Genomic DNA, 21,439 nt, shown 5'->3' on the forward strand with positions numbered 1-21,439 from the left:
GCGCCGCGTCAGAACGTGTACGCCTCCAGGTCGCAGTCCGCGCGGATGCCACGGGCCGCCGCGATGGTGGCCGGGTGCTGGGTGCCCAGCACCCGGCGGAACCGCTCCAGGGCGTCGTTGTGCAGCTCCTCCGCCGACCGGCTCTCGCCCAGGGCGCGCAGGTCCGCTGAGAGATTGACCGCGCAGGCCAGCGTGGTGGGATGGTCCTCGCCCAGCCGCTCCCGGCAGACGGCCAGGCTCTCGGTGTCCAGGCCGTGCGCCTCCTCGTAGTCCGCCAGCGTGTACAGATCGCTGGCCAGGTTGATGGCGCAGACGAGGGCCGAGGGGTGGTCGGACCCCAGCGTCTCCACGAACACCGGCAGCGTCTCCTTGTTGAGCGCCAGCGCCTCCTCGGTCTCGCCGAGCAGCCGCAGCGTGACGGCCAGGTTGGTCGCCGCGCTCGAGGTGTAGGGGTGCCGGGGGCCGAGAATGATCCGCAGGTCTTCCAGGGACTTCATCCCCAGCTCCCGGGCGCCGGCCAGGTCGGCGTTCTGGCGCAGGTCCATCGAGAGGTTCATCTCAGCCGTGGTGATGTCGAGGTTGGGCTCGATATAGCGCAGCCGGTAGCTGTCCAGGGCCTGCCGGGTCAGCTCGATAGCCCCCTCGTGATCGCCCGCCTTGCGACGGGCCACGGCCAGGGTGCGCATCGCGTTGACGAACACGGGCGCGTTCGGCGGCACGCTGCGCAAGGCGCGCGCGAAAGTCTCCTCCTGCATGGCGCGGGCCGCGTGGTACTGGCCGTTGCCGCGGATGTCGCTGGAGAGGTTGGTGGCGAGCAGGATCGCGCTGAGGGAGTCCTCGCCGAGCACGATGGCCGCGGCGTCGCGCGCGGACTCGTGGATCTCCTGAGCGAGTGAGAAGTCGCCCATGGCGCGAAGCGCCAGCCCGTAGTCGTTCGCGGCACCCAGGGTGTACGGGTCCTCGTCACCGAAGACGCGCAGCGCCCTGGTCCACCGGTCCTTCTCCAGCTCTACGGACCGGGCGTAATCCCCCTGGAGTCGGGCGCTGTTGGCGACCGCCCCCATGGTCGCGATGGTGTCCTCGTGGTTCTCGCCCGCCTGCGCATGGGCCCGCAGCAACTCCAGGATCCGGTCGTTGAGCTCCCGAGCCTCCTTGTAGTGGCCGAGCGCAGTCAGGGCGTGGCCGAGGGTCCGGGAGGCCGACAGCGTCTCCAGGCTGTCCTCGCCCAGGGACTGGCGCCAGGACTCCACCACCTGGCTGCCGAACTCGCGGGCGCCCTGGTGGTCGCCCCAGGCGAACAGGAAGCTGATCAGATTGCGCACCATCTGGCGGACCCACTTGTCGTCGCAGTCCAGCGCGCGGGAGGCGCGGACGTGCGACAGCAGATCCGCGTAGCGCGGCCAGTTGACGGGGGCGACGTCGTTGGGGTCGCCGTAGGCGAGCAGCACATGGGCGCTGTGCCGCATGTCCGCCTGCTGCTGCGGGGACATCTGGCCCATCAGCACCGCCTGCACCAGCCGGTGCATCTCGATGGTGTTATTCCGGTGATTGATTTTGATCAGCGCGTAGCGATTGATCTCGCGGATCGCATGACCGAGCTTGATCGGGTCCTGTAGCACTTCGGAGAGCTCGGGGGAGAGGGAGACCCCGCGAACCCCGGAGAACAGGCGTCGCGAGATCGGCTCCGGAGCGAAGAAGGAGCACACCTGGAGCAGTTGCAGCGCCCCGGGGTGGTGCTCGGAGAGCCGCCGCAGCGACATGTTCCAGGCCGCCGCGACCGGCTCGGGGTAGTCGACCGGGACGCCCTGGGCCAGCAACTCGGCGCGCCGGGTGCTGACATCGGCCCGCTCGTCCTCGAAGACGTGCAGATACTCGTCGACCGGCATGCCGGTCTCGGTGAGCCACGCGGCCGCCTGCTCGATCGCCAGCGGCAGATCGCCCAGCGCCTCGGCCACCCGGTCCGCCTGCTCGTCCGGCAGCTCAGGGCCCCGGCGCCGCAGCAGCTCGATGCTCTCCTCCCGGTCGAAGACATCCACCTCGACCGTGCGGGCGGCCCGGGACCACTGGGCGTTGCGGGACGTCACGAGGATCCGGCCGGGGCCGCCGCTGGGGAAGAAGGGCCGTACCGTATCCAGCTCTTCCGCGTTGTCGAAGACCAGGAGCCAGTCGCGGCAGGGGCGGCCGGTGCGCAGCGCCTCCAGAACGCTGGGCACCGCGATGTTGGACTCCTGGCCGACGTGCAGCCCCAGCCGGTCGGCCAGCTGGACCAGTGCCTGCCGGATCTGCTCGGGGCGCTCCGCGGGGATCCACCACACCGCGTCGTAGTCGGAGGCGTGCTGGTGCACGTACTCCAGGGCGATCTGCGACTTGCCCACGCCGCCGAGCCCGTGCAGGGCCTCGGGGAGCACGGCGGCCGTGCCCTCGCTGCTCAGACGCTCGTGCAAGGTGTCGAGCAACGCTTGGCGCCCGGTGAAGTTGTTGTTCCGGGGCGGGACGTTCCCCCAGATGGCCGGGGGATCCCCGGCACGGCGCTCCTCCACGGCGGGCAGGGACCGGGCAGCGGTCACGGGCACAAAACTTCCTCTCGGATGCTCACCCGCGGCGCCCGGCGTGCCGTGCGCCGACGGGGGTGACGATTCGTCCTTCGGGGAGGACGGGTTGGAACGGGAATTTCGGGACATCATCGAATCAGTCACGGCAGCCGCCTCGGGAAACGAACTTCCCCTATTCGGTGGATCTTCAACTGGTTCGCCGCGGCGTTCGCCCGACCGGCCGAGCGCCTGATGCGCCAGCACGCGCGCGTGAAAGGTGCGCGCGCCCTCCAGATAGGGCCCGGAGAGCGCCTTGTAGACCTGCTCCTGGACGCGCATGTAGGGCAGCAGCCGCTCGGTGTCCGGGAGCTCGGGCAGGGTCTGCGAGGGGTGGTTGAGTGCGTCCCGCAGGACGTGCAGGGGCTTCCAGCGGCGGCCGAGCCGGTCCAGGACGCTGCGCAGGATGTACAGCGACTCGTCCCGCATCCCGGCCGACAGCAGGAGTTCCCGCACTCCCTGGTGGAACTCGTAGCCGATCCCGGTCTCGTCCATCGGGTCCGCCGCGCCGACCTTGCGCAGCAGCCCGCCCAGCAGGATCTCGGCGAGGTCGCCGGGGCTGCCCTGCGGCTCGTGCATGCCCTGGACGAACTCCATCACCGGGATGTTCAGCGGCGCGGCCGCCAGCCGGGAGGCCAGTTTGAAGGCGCTCGGCGACGCGGTGGCGCGGAAGCGGAACACCCGCTCCCGGGCGGTGGGTTCCGGCTCGCGCTCCCAGCGCTCGGCCGGTACTCCGGGCAGCAGTGCGAGGGTGTCGCGGCCGCGGGCCGAGGGCCGGGTCACCAGCTGCGCCCAGCGGTGCAGCCACCGCGCCTCGAGCTCCAGTACCGGGACCGGCGGTTCGCCTCCGGGCCAGGGGGCGCCGTCGGGGCGCTGCCAGGTGCCGTTGGGCGCGCCCGGCTCGGGCACGCGCACCCGCACCCGTTCGGGGGTGAGCCCCGTGTGGTGCCAGTGGCCCTGGTTCAGCACATGCAGGACGGCGACGGTGGCCTGCCGGGCCCAGCGGGCCAGAGCGCGCTTGCCGGTCTCGTCCGCCCATGCCGCGCCGATGCCGTCGGTGAGGACCAGCACGGCCCGTTTGCCGCGGGGCGGAATCCCGTCCACCGGTGAGCGCCCGCCGCCCCGCTCGCGGACCGGCCCACTCCGGTCGCCCGCGGGATCCGCGGGGAGGGGGTGGTCGAAGTTGATCCGCTGCACGCTGACCGTACGGAACGCCCCGGTGCGCACCAGGACGGTGACCAGATGGTCGACGGTTCTGCGCCACACCACCATGGAGCTGCTGCGGTCCACCACCAGGACCATGTCCATCCAGCGCTCCCGCACGGGGACGCAACTGGGCAGCCACAGCCCCTCGCGCGCCGCGCGCTCGGCCGTGGCCTCCTCGTCGACCTCGTTCGCGACCGGCGAGGGCGAGGTGCGCCGCAGCGGCCGCAGCGCCCGGGACAGGGCACGCTCGGCGGTTGGCGGGGAGACGGCGGCCAGGCGGGGTGCGGGCGTGACGACATCGGCGGCGACCGCCTGCCCTAGGGGCTCGCCGGACGGCGCCGGCACGCCGACGAGCTCCACCGGACGGGGCGCGGACAGCACCAGCTCGCCCTCGGGCTCCGGAGCCTCGTCCTCGGCGTCCGGGGGTGAGCCCCGCGGCGGGTCCGGGGCGCGGGGCGGCTCCTGCGCGGGAGGTGCGGCCGAAGGCGGGGCGGGGGCGGGGCGGCCGGCCTCGCGGTCGGTCTCCGCCCTGCACACCGTGAGCCATAACGCGTCGGCGATCTGCTGCCAGTCGAGATCCGGCCGACCGCGCTGGGAGGACCTGCCGCCCGGGTCCTGTGTCATTGCGGGCCCGCGACATCCAATCGGTGCCAAACCGCGTGCAGCAGCTCCTCCCACTCGGGACCCGGAACATGGGCCTGAGACGTCACCAGATACACGGCGTTGAGCAGCTGGTCGGCGGCCAGCCCGCCTTCGAGACGGCTGCGTTCGAGGAACATCTGGACGAGTTCCAGGGCGCGCGGGTCGTCGGCCCGCCCCAGGTGCGCGGCCACGATCGCGGCGAGCCGGTCGGCGTCCGGGTCGGGCAGCCGCAGCTGTAGACAGCGGCGCAGAAACGCGGGCGGGAACTCCCGCTCGTCGTTGCTGGTGATGATGACGACCGGGAAGGCGCGGCAGCGCACCCGCCCGGAGGCGATGACGGCGCTGCGGTCCGGGTCGTCGGTGAGCACGCGGACGGCGGGGCGGCGGCTGCGGATGCGCACCAGCTCCGGAATGGCGTATTCGCCGGCCTCGAAGATGTCGAGGAGGTCGTTGGGCAGATCGATATCGCTCTTGTCGAACTCGTCGATGAGCAGGACGCGGGGCAGCCGGTGCGGCAGCATCGCCGTGCCCAGCGGGCCGAGTTGGAGAAAGTCCCCGATGTCCTCCGGCCCAGGGGCATGGTGCTCGGCGTATTCGGCGTCCGCGGCCTGCCCGGCCGCCGCGGCGTGCACCCGGCCGACCGCGTCGTAGTCGTACAGCCCCGACCGCAGCGTGGTGCGGGTGGTGATCGGCCAGCGCAGCACGCGGCCAAGACCCAGCTCTCTGCTGATCCGGTACGCCAGCGTGGACTTGCCCGTCCCCGGGCGGCCCGTCACCAGGAGGGGGCGGCGCAGGATCAGCGCCGCGTTGACGACATCGGCCTCCTCCGGGTCCGACCGCATGCCCAGGGGAGCGGCGCCCAGCCGCCGCGCGGCGTCCTGCTCGTCCTCCGGCGGGGCGGGCGGCTCGGTCGGCGCCTCGCCGTCCTCCGGTGATAACGCCTCGCCGCCGTCGGCGGGGCCCGCGGAGACGCCGTTGAAGGTGCGCCAGGGAGGCGGCGGCGGAAGGATCTCTTCCAGGCTGACGTCGTGCAGCGGGCGGCCGGTGCCCTGATAGATCCACCAGGGGCGGGGGATACTGGACGACGGCGGGCCGAGATGGGAGGCGGGGCCCGGTTCGCCGTTGGCGTGTCCGTTGTGCCGCCTCGTAGGCCCTGCGTCGGTCATCGACCGCCCACCCCTTCGTCCGGCCCCGCCAAGCGCCCGGCCACGCCCACAGGACGGTTCGCGTCGTCCCAAACGATCATGACGTGTTGCCCAAGGTGGTCCTCGCGCTCCGCGGGCGCGATGCCTTGGGCCTCCATCCGCAACTCTTTCACGGCTTCGCGCAACCGTGCCAGGTCCCCGCCCAACTGATGAACGAAATCCGGATTCCTGGGGTGCCGCCGATCCCATACGACGACCGGGACGCCCGCCCGCCACGCCGCCGCGGCCTGGAGGTTTCCCTCCCGGCTCGCGCCCGGCGGCGCGTTCAGCACCAGGGCGGCCACATGCTCGTCGGCGTTGAGCCGGGCCACCAGGGCACTCGGGTCACCGGCGCGCGGACTGTCCGGATCCGGCCCGTCGACGACCAACTGCCGGGACCGCTCCGGCTGCGAGCGGAAGGTATTCCACCGCTTCTTCCAAGAGGGGTACCAGTGCCGGGTCCGGCTGCGCTCCAGGCTCCGTACGACCACCGAGTAGGTCGAGCACAGGGGAGTGGCGAAGTCGCTGTCCAGCTCGTCGCGCCACATGTGCACCGGCAGATGGAGGTCCTCGGCGCTCAGCACGAACTCCAGGTGGATGCAGTGCGCGTCCTCCCACTCCACCACGGCCTCGTGCACCAGGTCCTGCACGGCACGCTCGACCGTGGCGGCCGTGACCTTGCTGACCGGGCCGCGGACCGGATTCCAGTCCGCCGGGTCGTAGTGGTGCCATGAGGAGAGCTCATAGCGGCCGGGCTCGTCCTGCGGCAGCAACTGGATCACCAGATACGCGTCGATCGCCTCGGCGGGCGCGGCATGCCCCACCTGCTGCCGCAGCGACCTCAGCTGCGAGGTCAGCGACAGCTCGCGCGCCTGCTCGTCCGCCCAGCTCCGCAGGCGGTCGGCCAGACCCAGCGGCCAGGCCGAGGCGGCCAGATACTCGACCAGGGCCAGGCCCGGCGGCAGTCCGTCCGGCCTGGCGTTCATCCGGTTCAGGATCTCGAAGGCCTGCCACGGGTCGGTGACCGGAGGCACCTCCGGCAGCGGCCCCGCCGCGCCGCGGCACAGCCCCGCCAGATCGGCCACCTGCAGACCCGCCAGCAGCGGGCGCAGCCGCTCGGTGGCGGCCGCGGACAGTACCGGGCGGGCCGTCATCTGGTGTATGACCGAGTCGAGTTGGCGGATGGCGGTAGCGTCCGACGGTGCCAGGATGGCGAGCGACTCGCGCAGCGCGCGCATGAACCGCTCGTTGTCCAGGCACTCCTTGGCGAGCTCCGCCAGAAAGTAGTCGGTCACCCGATGGCTGCGGACCGGCGGCGCCGTGTCCAGCTCCCTGGCGACCAGCTCCAGACACAGCGCACGCGAGTCCGGGTCGCTCAGCACCCGGAACTCCCGCAAAGCCGTGACGAGATGGTTGACCGATGCCAGGCCACCTTCCCCCGTGGCCACCATGCCATGACCTCCCGCGCCCCCATCACCAGTCCCCGCCGCCGGTGATCTTTGCTGGAGACCTTGCCACAGGCGGACGCCGCCCGGCCCGGGCTCCGGACCACTTGTATGCCCGGAACGCCATACATAACACCCCGTTAGACGCGAGAGTCGCGCCCGTCACACGGCTGTGGCCGGCATATGGCGGGCTGTCAGAGGCAGGGCGCGGCGAGTCGAAGGGGCGCGCCGCTGGGCCAACCTCGGGCTGCCGGCTCCGCCCGTGGCCCGCCGTCGACAGCACACTCCAGGCACGTCGCGGCGCCCCTGGAAACGGCACAGGAGCATTACCGTGGTGCCAGTGCGCTCCGCTGCTTCTCGCCATTCCTCATGCTCGCGCTGCGGGGCGAGGACCGGGTCGTCTTCGCAGGTCGGGGCATCTGGTGGCTAGCCCGCGGGGCTGGGGGCGCGGTCGGTCGGCCCTGCGTCCGGGCTGTGGCCAGACGTCAGCACCATTGGCGCCAGCAGCCCGGCGTGTACACGTGGCGATGACATCCAGCGGCGGTCGGGGAGGTACGAGGCGAGCGCGACCGGGCGGCCGCTGCTTCACCGCCTCGTGATGGCGAACCCGAGCCCGGACACCAGCACCGCGGCAGCTGTGCAGCCGACTCCCAGCGGGCCGGTGAGGGCCGGATGCTGGTAGGTGACATAGACCAGTGCCGTGACGACAACCAGGATCATTGCCAGGGTAAGCAAGAGCAGGTACACCCGTATGTCGTGATTCCGATCATTGCGGTGCTGGTTCGGGTCGTTGGCCATCTGCCTCTCCTTCGAATTCAGGCGTGCGGGAGGCCCCATGCGGAACGGGGCGAAGCGTCGCTATCAACCCGTCGGATCGGGACTTCATGGAATCAGTCACGGCAGCCGCCTCGGGGATCGGACTTCCCCTATTCGGTGGATCTTCAACTGGTTCGCCGGGGCGTCCCGATCGACCGCCCGACCGGGCGAGCGCCTGGTGCGCCAGCACGTGCGCGTGGAAGGTGCGCGCGCCCTCCAGGTAGGGCCCGGAGAGCGCCTTGCAGACCTGCTCCTGGACGCGCATGTAGGGCAGCAGCCGCTCGGTGTCCGGGAGCTCGGGCAGGGTCTGCGACGCCCTGTGGCTCGTGCATGCCCTGGACGAACTCCATCACCGGGATGTTCAGCGGCGCGGCCGCCAGTCGGGAGGCCAGTTTGAAGGCGCTCGGCGACGCGGTGGCGCGGAAGCGGAACACCCGCTCCCGGGCGGTGGGTTCCGGTTCCCGCTCCCAGCGTTCGGCCGGTACTCCCGGCAGCAGTGCGAGGGTGTCGCGGCCGCGGGCCGAGGGCCGGGTCACGAGCTGTGCCCAGCGGTGCAGCCACCGCGCCTCGAGCTCCAGTACCGGGACCGGCGGTTCGCCTCCGGCCCAGGGGGCGCTGTCGGGGCGCTGCCAGGTGCCGTTGGGCGCGCCCGGCTCGGGCACGCGCACCCGAACCCGTTCGGGCGTGAGCCCCGTGTGATACCAGAGACCTTGAGTCAGCACGTGCAGCACAGCGACCGTGGCCTGCCGCGGCGCGGGCAGGACCAGTTCGCCCTCGGACTCCGGCTCCTCGTCCTCGGCGTCCGCGGGCGAACTCCATGGCGGGTCGGGGGCGCGGCGGAGGGCGGGGCGGCCGGTCTCGCGGTCGGCCTCCGCCCTGACGACCGTGAGCCATAACGCGTTGGCGATCTGCTGCCAGTCGAGGTCCGGCCGGCTGTGCTCGGAGGACCTGCTGCCTGGGTCCTGTGTCATGTCGGGCCTGCTGTACCCAGCCGGTGCCAGACGGCGTGCAGTAGCTCCTCCCACTCGGGACCCGGACGATGGGCCTGAGACGTCACCAGATTCACCGCGCTGAGCAGCTGGTCGGCCGCCAGCCAGCCTGAGAGGCGGCTGCGCTCGAGGAACATCTGGATGAGTTCCAAGGCGCGCGGGGCGTCCGCCCGCCCCAGATGAGCTGAATGGGCGGCGGTCGTGTGGTCGCTCGGGTGCCGGATGGATGGCGGACTGCGGTGCCGTAAGCGCCTGCTGTACAAGTGCGAGCACGAGCACGGTTCGATCACGGCGGACCGGGTAGAGCTGCTGGCGTTCGCGGAGTTCCGCGCGAAGCACGGAGACGAGCTGCACGCCCAGGGATTACGACGAGGCTCTCGAATGGCAGTACAAGATCTTGCAGGTCCGGTATGCGTCGGCCCGGTGGCTCGGGACTTGAAAGAGATCCTGCCCGGTGAGCCTGCTTCCCGCCGTGAGTCGTTGATGATGCCGGAAGGGTGGTTGCTGTTGTGTGAGCGGTCGGAGGCTGCGTTTACGTCTGGCCGTGCTTGACAGCTGCTCCCTGATGCTGTCGATCAGGTCAGAAAGAGCCGCAGGGTAACCCGAAAAGGGCGCCGTATGACCGGTTTTTTGCGAGTTCGGTTGGCAGTGTGCCACGTGTGTGGGTGGAGCAGGCGAAGTCCGGGGTGCGACCGGCGCCCCGTGAAGGCCGATAGCAGAGGGGAAGGCGTGGTTCGGCTCGGCTTCGGCGACGCCCGTCGGTCACCGCCCGGCGAGCGCGTCACCTACTCTGGCCCGAGCGGTGCCGGAGAGCGTCTGATGCAGGGCTTCGACCCGTGAACGGACCAGGCCGCCTCGGTACTCCTGCGGCAACTCCTCCCAGACGGCGACGGTCACGTCGGCCGCGCCAAGGGGATCCCCGTCCGCAGACAGACAGGTCGCCTCGTCCATTGTGAGCAGGGCCCGAGCCATCACCGACGATGAGCGTGTAAGTGCGAGCGCTGCGGCCTGTTCTGCGTACGCCTCGCGCGTTCGGCCCATAAGGGTGAACGCCTGCGAGAGGTGTACGTGATGCTTCTGGGCCGGGTAGCCGAACCACGTGTCGGCAGCCTGTGAACCGTCCAATTGCTCGACGATGGAACGAGCGTCGGCTACCGCACGGAGAGCCGCCTGCCGGTCGCCGCTCGCTGCCAGAGCCCGCGCGGTGACCGCGGCGGCCAGTGCCGCGGACGCGGAGGGCTTCCGCCCGGCCTCGGCACGTGCTCGGACGGCAAGTTCGGCCGCTGCTCTTGGGGCGCCGTAGTTGAGCGGGACCATTGCATATCGGGCCAGCGTCCAAGCCAGCATGTGACGGTCTCCCGACCCGCGGGCTGCGTGCTCGGCGGTGGTGAACCAGCCGTGTGAGTCACGCTGGTCACCGCGGTCATGCTGGATGATTGCCACCAGCCCGGTGATACCGGCTGCCGTACGGGCCAGATCCGTCCGCACCGCTGCCGGGTGCGGACGGAGCAGGACATCCCGCAGCAGATCGAGGTCTCCTCGCATCTCCGCAAGGGCGACTGCCGGCGCTCGACCGCGATACCCTCCGCGATGCCGCTCGAATGCTTCGTCAAGGTAGGCCAGGTCGCCGGCGTTGGAGCCGGACAACGCGGCGTTGATCTCTTGCCGTGCCTCCGCGATGCCGGGCAGAGCCACGACACCGGTCGCAGCCACCGCTGCCGCGCCGAGGAAGCGTCGTCGATCCACGTCCATATCCTCCTCCCCACCACTTTCGACCGTATTATTAAAGTACTGGGTTGCCGCGCCGAACGGATCGGACGCACCGCCGTTTTCCGGGGAACACTCCCATGGGCGTGTCGGCAAGCCCAGCTTTCGCCCGGGATGCCGAAGCCGTCGGCAACCCGTTCGATGACCTCTTGTCCCCGGATATCTCTGACGCCCCTGATGATGTCGCTGACGCGCGAACTGGTCATCTTTCCGATGGCTGCTGCCATCGCTGCATGGCTGGAGCCGGTGCGCCGGTTGACGAGGCGGAAGTTTTCCTGGAAGTCGCGGGCGGCGCAGGCGCGTTGCAGGGCCTCGCTGTGTAAGAGCCCGTCGGGGATCGTGAGCGGGTAGTTGCTGCGGCGGGCTTCGCGTTCGTCCATGGGGCACCTTGCGGGACGGCGGTGATCTGTTCCAAGCGTAGTCCGCAGTTGTGATCGGGGTTCCCCAATTCGGTGGTTGCTTCCCGAAATGACCTGTGGGGTCTCCCGTTCGCTGTTCCCTCCGGCGTTCCGCCCGCTTGAAGCTCGTCGGACGGCGCTGACCAGGGGGAGCATTCGGTGAAGACGGCTACCACGGGCACGGCATCGCTCACCCCGCCGAGTGGAGTGTCCGCTACGCGGAAGCCGCATCCTGGCGATCAGCTCGGGCCGAGCAGCGCCAGCCGCGCGGTCAGCTCCGCCGTGGCCGGGGCGTCCGGCGCGATGGCCGCGAGAACGTCCATCAGCTGGGCCCATGCGCCGTACGTCTCGCAGGTGCGCAGCAGGGCCAGCGCCTCCGTCCGGCTCGCCGACTGCCTGGCCACTGCCGTGCCCACACCCGGCAGCTCGTCCAGCAGCTGCTGCCAGCCGGCCGGGGAGGTCAGCCCCGGCACGGTGAGCAACAGGTCGGTGAGTTCACCGAGTTCCCGGATCGTCAGCTTGCGGCGTGCTGCGGGGCGGCCCGGGGCAGTCGCGGTGACAGGGGCGGGCGCCGCGGTCGCGGGGAGCCGACGGAGGAGTTCGAAGGCGAACGCCGCCGCGTGCCGGGAGGCCACGGGCTGCCAGCGCTCGTCGTGTGCCTCGTTCTTGTCGGCGAGCAGATCCGAGATGCCGCGGATCACCAGAGCGTCGACATCCCGGTTGACATAGGCGCCGGCCAGAAACCCGAAGCCCTCCATGTCCACCGCCACCGCGTCCCCCGCGCTCGCCGCGAGCCTGCGGCCGACGTCCGACCGCTGGTGCGTCACCACCCGCCCGCCCGCGGCGATGGGCTTGACATGGGCCCGGGGGAGCGGCGCCGGCTCGCCCCCGGCCGGGTGGATCCTCCGCTGCCACTCGTCCAGGGCCGCCACATGCCTGGCCAGCTGGACCAGGTCGTATGCCGACTGATGGGTCTTCTGGCGGGGCAGAAAACCGCCCTCGGTGTCCTTGCCGGTCTCGTAGTCGTACACCGCGTCCGCGGCCACCACATCCCCCAGGCCCACATCCTTGCGGCCGCCGGCCACCCCCACGAACAGCAGGGCCCGCGGCGCGAACAGCGCCGACGCCCGCTCCACCAGGGCCGCGGCGCCCGGATTCCCCGGGCCCGTCATATGGATCGCGACGGATGTGCCGGTGTGGCCGTCGCGGAAGACGCCCACCTCGAACAGGGATCCCCGCTCGGCCGCCACGGTGCGCAGCTCCTCCAGATGCGCCCGCACGGCCCGGTACTCCACCTCGAGCGCCGTGAGGATGACCACCTCCGCGCGCCCTCCGCCCCCGTCAGCCCACACCTTGTCCCCCTACGTCCGCGCGTGCCCGGTCCGAGCGACCCATGGTGTCAGGGCCGGAGGAGGTCCGCGTACACCACGATCTGCACCGTCAACACCGAGATCAGCAGGGTTTCGGCCACCGAGATCGCGACGAGCGGCCCCTCGATCCGGCCGGAGGTCCAGTAGACGATCAGGGCGGCGACCGGCGCCACCGAGAAGAGCAGCAGGTCGGCCGCGAGCTGGAGCCGTTTGCGGGAGATCCGGCGGCGGTCGTCCCGGTGGGCCGTCTCCCAGCCGAAGACCCGGGGCCGGTCGGGGACGAGCGCGGACAGCCGCGGGTCCAGGTCCTGGCGTATGTAGCGGCCGATGGCCGAGATCTTCTCGTCATTGACCAGATAGGTCCAGCCCAGCAGCACCGAGGCGGGCGGCAGCAGCAGAAGCAGTTCCGGCCGGCCGCCGCCTTGCAGCGAGAAGGTGATGATGGCCGCCATGGAGGCGAGGGTGGCGTAGAGCAGATTGTCCCGGAACCCGATGCGTGCCCGCTGCTCCTCCTTCACCTGCTCGTACTCCACGATGAGCAGCCAGCCGACGACGGCTTCCTCGTCCCGTGACACACATCCCCCTCGACGAGCGCCGCGCCACCGGCCGCCGGACCCTGGAGTGGATCCGCGGACGGCCGGCGGCAGCGCATAGATTTGCCGTGCACCCATCCGTGTACCCATCCGTGCACCGACCCGTGCACCGACGGAACGACGAAGGCGAGTTCTCCCGATGAGTCTGTACGACATCCCCCTGCACACCCTCTCCGGCGAGCCCACCACCCTCGGCGCGCAGCGGGACACGGCGCTGCTGCTGGTCAACGTGGCCTCCAAGTGCGGGCTGACCCCGCAGTACGAGGGCCTCGAGCGGCTTCAGCAGCGCTACGCCGAGCGCGGCTTCACCGTGCTGGGCTTCCCCTGCAACCAGTTCGCGGGCCAGGAGCCCGGGACCGGCGAGGAGATCCAGACCTTCTGCTCCTCCACCTACGGGGTGTCCTTCCCGCTCATGGAGAAGATCGAGGTCAACGGCGACGGCCGGCATCCGCTGTACGCCGAGCTGACGAAGGCCGCGGACGCGGCGGGCGAGGCGGGCGACATCCAGTGGAACTTCGAGAAGTTCCTGGTCTCGCCGGGCGGCGAGGTCGTCGGCCGGTTCCGGCCGCGGACCGAGCCGGAGGCGGCGGAGGTCGTCGCGGCGATCGAGGCGCAGCTGCCCCGCTGAGGCCACGCCACCGGGCGCACGACCGCGCACCGGCCCGCGGGGAAACCGCCCTCGCGGGCCGGCCGCCTACGCGATTCCTCAGAACCTCCTCAAACCCGTGGCCCGGGCGCTCCCGGTGGCCCGCGCCGCCAGTAGGCTCACCGCTGCACCTGCACACGTACGGGGGTACACGCGGTGGGACTCGGGGATTTCATACCTGATCCGGTGCAGCGCTTCGTCGAGGATCAAGTGGAGAACGTCGGCGAGGCCGTCGACGGAGTGGGCGACTTCACCGCCGACCGGCTGGACGGCATGGGCTGGGCCGACGGGGCCGCCTGGGTCCGGCGTACGACCGACTCGGCCGCGAACGCGCTGGGCGCGGACGTCGGGGAGATGCGGCTGGACCAGACCGAGGACCCGGGGCAGCTCATCCACGGCAGCCCCGACAGGTTGCGGGCCACCGCAGACCACCTGACCGCCTTCGAGAACGCCTTCAACGACGTCGGCAAGGGGCTCCAAGGGGTCGGCCCCGACGCCCTCGACACCCTGAAGGGACGGTCCGCCGCGGCCTTCACCCGACGGGTGTCCGCCGAGCCGAAGAAGTGGTATGTCGCGGCCGACGCCTGCGGAGAGGCGGCCGCGGCGCTGCGCGAGTTCGCCGAGACCGTGGAGTGGGCCCAGAAGCAGGCCGACGACGCCGTCCGCACCTACCGCAGGGGCCGGAAGGCGTCCGAGGCGGTCCGCACCGGCCGGCCCGCCGGGGCGTCCGCCGGCCACGACCCGGGCGGCGCCGACATCGAGGCGGCCCAGGACGTCCTCGGCGAGGCGCGGCGGCAGCGGGACGCGGCACACCTCACCGCTCAGCGGGCGGTGGCGGTGGCGCGCGACAAGGCCCCGCGCAAACCCTCGTACCTCCGGCGGGCGGCGGACGGGGTGGAGGGGCTGCGGCTGGACGGGAGCCACTTCGTCGGCGGCGTGGTCAAGGGCACGGCGGGGCTGGTGGACTTCGTCCGTTCCGTGAACGCCCTGGACCCCTACAACCTCACCCACCCCGCCGAATACGCCACCCGTCTCAATGACACCGCCGCCGGTCTGCTCCGGATGGCGAACGACCCGGCCACGGCGCTGCGGGCCATGTGGGACTCCTTCGAGAAGGACCCCGCGGAGGGCCTGGGGAGGCTGGTGCCCGAACTGGTCGGCACCAAGGGCCTCGGGGGTGTGCGGTCGTTCGCCACCGCGGGCAAGGACCTCCTGAAGGCCGCCGAACGGGCGCCGGGCAGGGGCTGGAGGCCCAGCAGCTGGAAGGGGAAGTCCGGCGGCCACGCGCAGCTCGAGAAGGACGGCGCCGCGTCGCACAGCGCGCCCGACTCCGCCAGGACCACCGGCCACACCGACCCGGTGGACCTGGCCACCGGGAAGATGTATCTGCCGCAGACCGATGTGTCCCTGCCCGGCCTGCTGCCGCTGGTGTTCTGGCGCAGGGCCGAGTCCGGCTACCGCGCCGGGCGCTGGTTCGGCCCCTCGTGGTCCAGCACGGCCGATCAGCGACTGGAGATCCTCGACCGGGGCGTCGTCCTCGTCGGCGCCGACGGACTGCTGCTGTCCTACCCGCACCCCGCCCCCGGTGTGCCGACCCTGCCAGAACTGGGCCCGCGGTGGCCGCTGGAGCGCACCCCCGGCGGCGACTACACCGTCATCGACCCGGACACCGGCCACGTCCGGCGGTACACCGGTCCCGCCGACGGGCCGCCCGGCGCGGACGGCGAGGCGCCGCTGACCGAGATCTCCGACCGCAACGGCCACCGCCTCACCTTCACCCACGACACCGACGGCACCCCCACGGGCATCGTCCACGACGGCGGCTACCACCTGACGTTCGCCACCGAGGGCGGCCGGATCACCGCCCTGCGCCTGGGCGAGACCGAACTCGTCCGCTACGGCTACACCGACGGCGACCTGACCGAGGTCACCGGCTCCAGCGGCCTCCCGCTGCGCTTCGAGTACGACACCCACCACCGGGTCATCGCCTGGGTGGACACCAACGACCGGCGCTACGAGTACGTCTACGACGACCGCGACCGCGTGGTCTCCCAGGGCGGCACCGAGGGCCATGTCGCGCTCTGTATCGACTACGACGGCGCCGACCCGGACACCGGCCACCGCGTCACCGCGGTCCGCACGCCCGACGGCGACACCACCCGCTACCTGGTCGACGACCGCTGCCGGATCGTCGCCGTCACCGACCCGCTCGGCAACACCGTCCGCACCAGGGCCGACCGCCACGGCCGCCCGCTGGCCCACACCGACGCGCTCGGGCACACCACCCGCTACGCGTACGACGGGGCCGGCCGCCTGGCCCGGCTGACCACACCGGACGGTCACACCCGCAGCTTCGCCCGCAACCGCCTGGGGCTGCCGGTGGAGTTCACCGACGCCGACGGGACGGTGTGGCGCCACACCTACGACGAGCGCGGAAACCGCACCGCCACCACGGACCCCGCCGGCCACACCACCCGGTACGGCTACGACGAGCGTGGCGCCCTGACCTCGGTCATCGACCCCCTCGGCGGGACCACCCGGATCCGCTGCGACTCGGCGGGCCTGCCGCTGGAGATCACCGATCCGCTGGGCGCCGTCACCACCTACCACCGCGACGCCTTCGGCCGCCCGACCGCCGTCACCGACCCGCTCGGCGCCACCACCCGCATGGAGTGGACGGTCGAGGGCAGGCTCGCCGCGCACACCGACCCGAATGGCGCCCGGCAGAGCTGGCGTTACGACGGCGAGGGCAACTGCGTCGCGCACACCGACGCCCTGGGCCGGGTCACCTCGTACGAGTACACCCACTTCGACCGGGTGGCCGCCCGCACGGGGCCCGACGGCGCCCGCGTCGAGTACACCTACGACACCCGGCTGCGGCTCACCCGGGTGACCGATCCGCAGGGCCTCACCTGGACCTATGCGTACGACCCGGCGGACCGCCCGCTGAGCGAGACCGACTTCGACGGCCGTACGTCCACCTACCGGTACGACGCCGCCGGCCGGCTCGTCTCCCGCACCAACCCCCTGGGCCAGACGGTCGTCCTCACCAGGGACGCCATGGGCCGGATCGTGCGCAAGGAGGCGGACGGCCGGGTCACCACCTTCGCCTGGGACCCGGCCGGCCGGCTGGCGTCCACCGACGGCCCCGACGCCCAACTCGCCTTCCACCGCGACCTGATGGGCCGGGTCAAGTCGGAGCTGTCCGGCGGGCGGGTCCTGGCGCACACCTACGACGCGCTCGGCCGGCCCGTCCGGCGCGTCACCCCCTCCGGCGCGCTGTCCTCCTTCGCGTACGACGCCGCCGGCCACCGCACCACGCTCAAGGCCGGCGGCCACACCATCGCCTCCGCGTACGACGAGGCCGGCCGCGAGACCTCCCGCCGCATCGGCGCCGGCGCCACGCTCGCGCAGGTCTGGGACCCGGCCGGCCGGCTGGCCGAGCAGACCCTCGCCGGCCACCCCCCGGCCGCCGAAGGCGCCACCGTGCAGCGCCGGGTGTACACCTATCGCGCCGACGGCCATCTGACCGGAGTCGACGACCACCTGCGTGGCGCACACGGCTTCGAGCTCGACCCGGCGGGCCGGGTCACGGCCGTCCACGCCCCCGGCGGGCGGGGCGAGAGCTACGCGTACGACGAGGCGGGCAACCAGACCTTCGCCTCCTGGCCCGCGCCGTTCGCCTCACACTCCGACGCCACCGGCCCCCGCGCCTACACCGGCACCCGTGTCACCCGCGCGGGACGCGTCCGCTACACGTACGACGCGGCGGGCCGGATCACCCTGAAGCGGCGGAGCAGGCTGTCACGCAAGCCGGACACCTGGCGGTACGCATGGGACGCGGAGGACCGGCTGACCTCCGTCACCACCCCCGACGGCACCGTCTGGCGCTATCTGTACGACCCGCTGGGCCGGCGCACCGCCAAGCTGCGGCTCGCCGCCGACCGCGAGACCGTCATCGAGCGTGTGGACTTCGTCTGGGACGGCTCCACGCTCGTCGAGCAGACCACCACCGGGCAGGTCCGGCCCGAGCCGACCACCCTCACCTGGGACCACGACGGGCTCCGCCCGGTCGCGCAGACCGAGCGCGTCACCGACGACATGGGCCGTCGGGAGATCGACCGGAGATTCTTCGGCATCGTCACCGACCTGGTGGGCACCCCCAGCGAACTCCTCGACGAGAACGGCGACATCGTCGCGCGCCACCACGCCACCCTGTGGGGCGCGGCCGGCCCCGCGGCGGCCGAGGAGGCGCACACGCCACTGCGCTTCCCCGGCCAGTACCACGACCCCGAAACCGGACTCCACTACAACCGGTTCCGCTACTACGACCCCGAGACCGCCCGCTACACCAGCCCCGACCCGCTCGGCCTGGCCGCCGCGCCCAACCCCGTCGCGTATGTGGCGAACCCGCACGCCTGGGTCGACCCGCTGGGCCTCTGCCCATGTACACCCGGCACCTCGCATGCGGGGCGGCCGGACGGCGACACCGTTCTCAGCGGCCACGGCGCCATCTGGTCGGAAGACACCCGTCCGGGCCGAGAGGTCATGGTCACAGTCCCGAAGGGGACGAGACTCCACCTGTACGTCGAGCACGGCGGGATGCTCAAGAATCCGAAGGCCAACCGCATCGAGCTCGGCACCGAGCCGCTGGGCTCGGCCAAGGTCGTCGAACCGGGCCAACAGGTCTGGGACTATTCGCTCTTCCCGCCCGACGGTCTGACGATCACGGGCAAGCCGGTGACGGTGACGAGGGAGACCCCGCTCTCGCAGCTGCTCCAGCCGAACATGGGCAACGTGCACTGGGCGGCGTGCCGGGAGGTCATACCGTGAGCGGGGGCTCTCGGCCCCCGCTCGGTCAGCTCAGCCCGTTCAGCCCGCTCAGCGCTCCGCGGCGAACGCGACCAGCCAGGCAAGCGGGGCGTTCCAGTTGATCGCCACCTCGTTGGTCGAGTACGAGCCGATGTCGTCGATGTAGCACTTGGCCGCCGCGCACCCCGGCAGCTTCTCCTGCGCCACCGGGTCCTGAAGGGCGGAGTCCGGGCCGCCCGCGAGCGACCCGGCGGGCGGGTTGGGCAGCGAGGCGTCGTACTGGTGGGCCCAGAAGCGGTGGTGCTGGTTGCGGGACGCCTGCTCGCCGTAGCCGGACACATAGGACTGGCCCAGCGCGTTGCGGCCGAGCAGATAGTCCAGCGCCTCCAGCGCCCCGTCGCGGTAGCGCGCCTGCCCGGTCAGCTCGTACGCGACGGCGATGACGCTCGCGTTGTTGGCCACCTGGCCGTTGGAGCCCCACACATAGCCGTCCACCGGCAGTGGCACCGCGTAGCCCTGGCGGGCCATGGCGGCCAGATAGCCGTCGGCGGCCGTGACCACCGAGGCGCGCACCCGGGCCCGGTCGTCGGCGGCCAGGCCGTTGGGGACGGTGGCCAGGGTGATCCGGCCCAGGGCGGCGGTCTCGGGCCAGGCGAAGCCGAGCGGGGTGAACGCGTCGGCCGAGGTGTGGAAGGGCGAGGAGGTGACCGCGTCCCGGTACGCGCTCTCGCCGGTGGTCGCGTAGAGCTCGGCCGCCGCCCAGTAGAACTCGTCGTCGACCCGGGCGTCCCCGTACGCCCCGCCACCGGTGCCGTCCGAATCCGGCGCGAGCACGTTCGGGTTGGCCTTCGCCGCGGTCCAGGCGCGGCGGGCGGAGGCCAGGCAGCGGGCGGCGAAGGTCTTGTCGTACGCCGCGAACACCCGGGCGCACTGGGCCGTGGCCGCCGCCAGGTTGAGCGTGGCCGCCGTCGACGGGGCGTGCAGCTCGCGCGGCTGGGAGTCCTGCTCGGGGCGGGTGGGCAGACCGGTCCACTGCGCGTCGTGGATCTTGTGAAAGGCCATGCCCGCCCGCGGCTTGCCCTCCGGGATCTGCATCCGCATCAGGAACTCCAGCTCCCAGCGGGCCTCGTCGAGCACATCGGGGACGCGGTTGCCGCGCTCGGGCACCCGCAGCGTGGCGTCCCCGAGCGCGGCCTGGTGTCCCGCGCGCTTGGCGCGCTCGAAGGAGTTCACCGTCTGCCACACCGCTATGCCGCCGTTGACCACGTACTTGCCCTGGTCACCGGCGTCGTACCAACCCCCGCGGACATCCCGGGTGTAGTCGCACACCCCGGCCTGGCACGGCACGCCGGTGTCCCCCTTGTTCGGCGCGACGCCCAGGTGTCCCGCGGGCCTGGCGTACGCCGCCCCCGCCAGCGACGCCTCGATCGGGATGCCACTGCGCTGCTGGTAGAAGAAGGACATCGCGTCCGCGCGCAGCCCGTCGTACAGGTCGGCGCGGAGGTCGAACGGGTGGCTCGCCCGGCCGTCGACGGTGAGCGTGTAGCCGTTGCCCGTGCCCCGGTACGAGGAGAAGTCCACGAGGTGCGTGGAGTCGCCCGAGGCGGCGTCCGCCCCGCGCACGGCGGTGGTGCCCGAGGCGGCCACCGCGCCCTTGGCGTCCCGCAGCTGCCAGGGCAGCGCGGTGGTGGCGGTGGTGACGACGGTGGCGCGCTTGGGGCCGCCCGGCAGATAGCCCACCTGGTTGACCTGGACGGCCGACGACGCCGCCGCGGTGGCTGGGGCGGCCGGAGCGGCTGGGGCGGCCGGGGCGGCGATCAGGAGCAGCGCGCCGGCCAGCAGAGTGGCGGCGGCGCGGGCACCGCGCGGACGGGGAAGGCGAGCGGGCATGACGGACCTTTCTGTCGAGGTCGAGGTCGCGCGGTGTCCGGCCGGCGCGGGCTGCGGACGGCGGCTGACGGGTCGTGTCGGCGGTTCAGCGGTAGATCGTGGCCTCCTTGGCGGTGGCGGCGATGCCGTTGGCCCCCTTGAAGATCCGCTGGCCCCAGCTGGTGAGGGCCGCCGGGTCGAAGTTGGTGGCCATGTCGAGATATTCGACCCCGCCGCTGTTGCCGCTCCAGGACCAGCCCAGATAGCCGAGCCCGAGCGACTGCGCGGTGGCCATGATGGCGTCCTCGTCGGGGTTGCCGTCGGAGTGGTTGTGCCCGAACTCGCCGACTACGATGGGCAGTTTGGCATTGACGAAGCGGGTGAGATAGTCCTTGACCTCGGCCGCGGTGTCGAACACGCCGTACATGTGGATGGAGAAGACCGTGTTGCGGTCCGGGTCGGCGGCCAGCACCGAGGCGGCGTTGTCGCGCATGGTGAAGGTCCAGTCCTGGCCCCAGTTGGGCGCGTCCGCCATCAGCGCGTTGTGGATCCCGGCGTTGCGCAGCTTCACGATGGCGGCCTTGGTGTCCGCGGTCCAGGCGGCGGCGTTGTTGTTGCCGTACGGCTCGTTGCCGAGGTTGACGACGGCGTAGTTCTCCTGGCCGGCCAGGGCCGAGCGGACACCGATCCAGTAGTCGGCTGCGCGGGCGAGGGTGACCGCCCCGCCCTGTTCGCCGTAGCCGGTGGTGTCATGGGCCTCCAGCACACAGATGAGCCGGTTCTGCTTGCACTGCGCGACGACGTTGGCCACGTCGGCCGTGTCGTTCTTCGTCCAGCGGTCCCCGGTGCTCAGCACCACGCGCACCGTGTTGGCCTTCAGGGCCTTGATGTCGGACAGGGCCTTGGCGGTCCTGGTCGGAAACCAGGTGTGGGCGTGGTTGACCCCGCGCATCACGAAGTCGGAGCCGTTGCCCTCGACCAGCCGGCCGTTGCTCACATGCAGGCCGGTCGCCGCGTGGGCGGTCGGGGCGAGGGCGAGGGCGGACATCAGGACGGCGGCGACGGCGCCGAGCGCCGTGCCGATGTGGCCGATACGGGTGGTCGCGCGCATCAT

The 21,439-nt window shown here is 71.9% G+C and carries 13 protein-coding genes; 3 read left to right on the forward strand and 10 right to left on the reverse strand.

The genetic code is table 11. The annotated features are described in order from the left end of the window. Positions 1–8: 8 nt before the first annotated feature. The 6 genes from fxsT to ACZ4WQ_RS35070 all read right to left on the reverse strand — a co-directional run bounded on the left by fxsT (position 9) and on the right by ACZ4WQ_RS35070 (position 10,622). Complete coding sequence (gene fxsT, locus ACZ4WQ_RS35045) at positions 9–4,418, reverse strand: FxSxx-COOH system tetratricopeptide repeat protein (RefSeq protein ID WP_398376307.1); 4,410 nt, start codon at positions 4,416–4,418, stop codon at positions 9–11. Beyond that, positions 4,415–5,602, reverse strand: coding sequence for an AAA family ATPase (locus tag ACZ4WQ_RS35050; RefSeq protein WP_398376311.1), 1,188 nt, complete (start codon positions 5,600–5,602; stop codon positions 4,415–4,417). The genes fxsT and ACZ4WQ_RS35050 overlap by 4 nt, the downstream gene beginning before the upstream one ends. Continuing rightward, positions 5,599–7,071 carry a VMAP-C domain-containing protein gene (locus ACZ4WQ_RS35055; RefSeq protein WP_358848845.1) on the reverse strand — a complete coding sequence of 491 codons (1,473 nt, stop codon included), beginning with the start codon at positions 7,069–7,071 and terminating at the stop codon, positions 5,599–5,601. The genes ACZ4WQ_RS35050 and ACZ4WQ_RS35055 overlap by 4 nt, the downstream gene beginning before the upstream one ends. A gap of 579 nt (positions 7,072–7,650) precedes the next feature. After that, entirely contained in the window at positions 7,651–7,863 is a 213-nt protein-coding gene (locus tag ACZ4WQ_RS35060; protein WP_385348611.1) for a hypothetical protein, read from the reverse strand. A 143-nt stretch (positions 7,864–8,006) separates the two neighbouring features. After that, positions 8,007–8,852, reverse strand: coding sequence for a hypothetical protein (locus ACZ4WQ_RS35065; RefSeq protein WP_398376312.1), 846 nt, complete (start codon positions 8,850–8,852; stop codon positions 8,007–8,009). 780 nt (positions 8,853–9,632) lie between these two features. Then, entirely contained in the window at positions 9,633–10,622 is a 990-nt protein-coding gene (locus ACZ4WQ_RS35070) for a twin-arginine translocation signal domain-containing protein (protein WP_398376313.1), read from the reverse strand. 95 nt (positions 10,623–10,717) lie between these two features. Here ACZ4WQ_RS35070 and ACZ4WQ_RS35075 point away from each other — a divergent pair, with 95 nt between their 5' ends. Further along, positions 10,718–10,960, forward strand: a complete 243-nt coding sequence (locus ACZ4WQ_RS35075; protein ID WP_398376314.1) for a hypothetical protein — start codon at positions 10,718–10,720, stop codon at positions 10,958–10,960. Between the two features lie 314 nt (positions 10,961–11,274). On the opposite strand, the gene ACZ4WQ_RS35080 is transcribed toward ACZ4WQ_RS35075, so the two are convergent. Together ACZ4WQ_RS35080 and ACZ4WQ_RS35085 are read right to left on the reverse strand one after the other, a co-directional pair. After that, positions 11,275–12,354, reverse strand: coding sequence for a phosphorylase family protein (locus ACZ4WQ_RS35080; protein ID WP_398376316.1), 1,080 nt, complete (start codon positions 12,352–12,354; stop codon positions 11,275–11,277). 80 nt (positions 12,355–12,434) lie between these two features. After that, the gene (locus ACZ4WQ_RS35085) at positions 12,435–12,980 is read right to left on the reverse strand and encodes a hypothetical protein (protein ID WP_398376318.1); all 546 of its coding nucleotides are present in this window, start codon (positions 12,978–12,980) and stop codon (positions 12,435–12,437) included. A 157-nt stretch (positions 12,981–13,137) separates the two neighbouring features. Between ACZ4WQ_RS35085 and ACZ4WQ_RS35090 the strand changes: the two genes are divergently transcribed. Then, a complete protein-coding gene (locus ACZ4WQ_RS35090; protein ID WP_361185287.1) occupies positions 13,138–13,626 on the forward strand; it encodes a glutathione peroxidase in 489 nt (162 codons plus the stop codon). 204 nt (positions 13,627–13,830) lie between these two features. After that, positions 13,831–18,477: a putative T7SS-secreted protein gene (locus tag ACZ4WQ_RS35095; protein WP_398376319.1), complete on the forward strand. Its 4,647-nt coding sequence runs from the start codon at positions 13,831–13,833 to the stop codon at positions 18,475–18,477. 48 nt (positions 18,478–18,525) lie between these two features. Here the strand turns inward: ACZ4WQ_RS35095 and ACZ4WQ_RS35100 are convergent, their stop codons facing one another. Both ACZ4WQ_RS35100 and ACZ4WQ_RS35105 read right to left on the reverse strand, forming a co-directional pair. After that, positions 18,526–20,346 carry a glycoside hydrolase family 9 protein gene (locus ACZ4WQ_RS35100; protein ID WP_398376320.1) on the reverse strand — a complete coding sequence of 607 codons (1,821 nt, stop codon included), beginning with the start codon at positions 20,344–20,346 and terminating at the stop codon, positions 18,526–18,528. A gap of 85 nt (positions 20,347–20,431) precedes the next feature. Further along, positions 20,432–21,436 (reverse strand): cellulase family glycosylhydrolase, encoded by a 1,005-nt coding sequence (locus tag ACZ4WQ_RS35105; RefSeq protein WP_398376321.1) that lies wholly within the window; start codon positions 21,434–21,436, stop codon positions 20,432–20,434. Between the last annotated feature and the right edge of the window lie 3 nt (positions 21,437–21,439).

Source organism: Streptomyces sp. NPDC028305 (assembly GCF_055569495.1).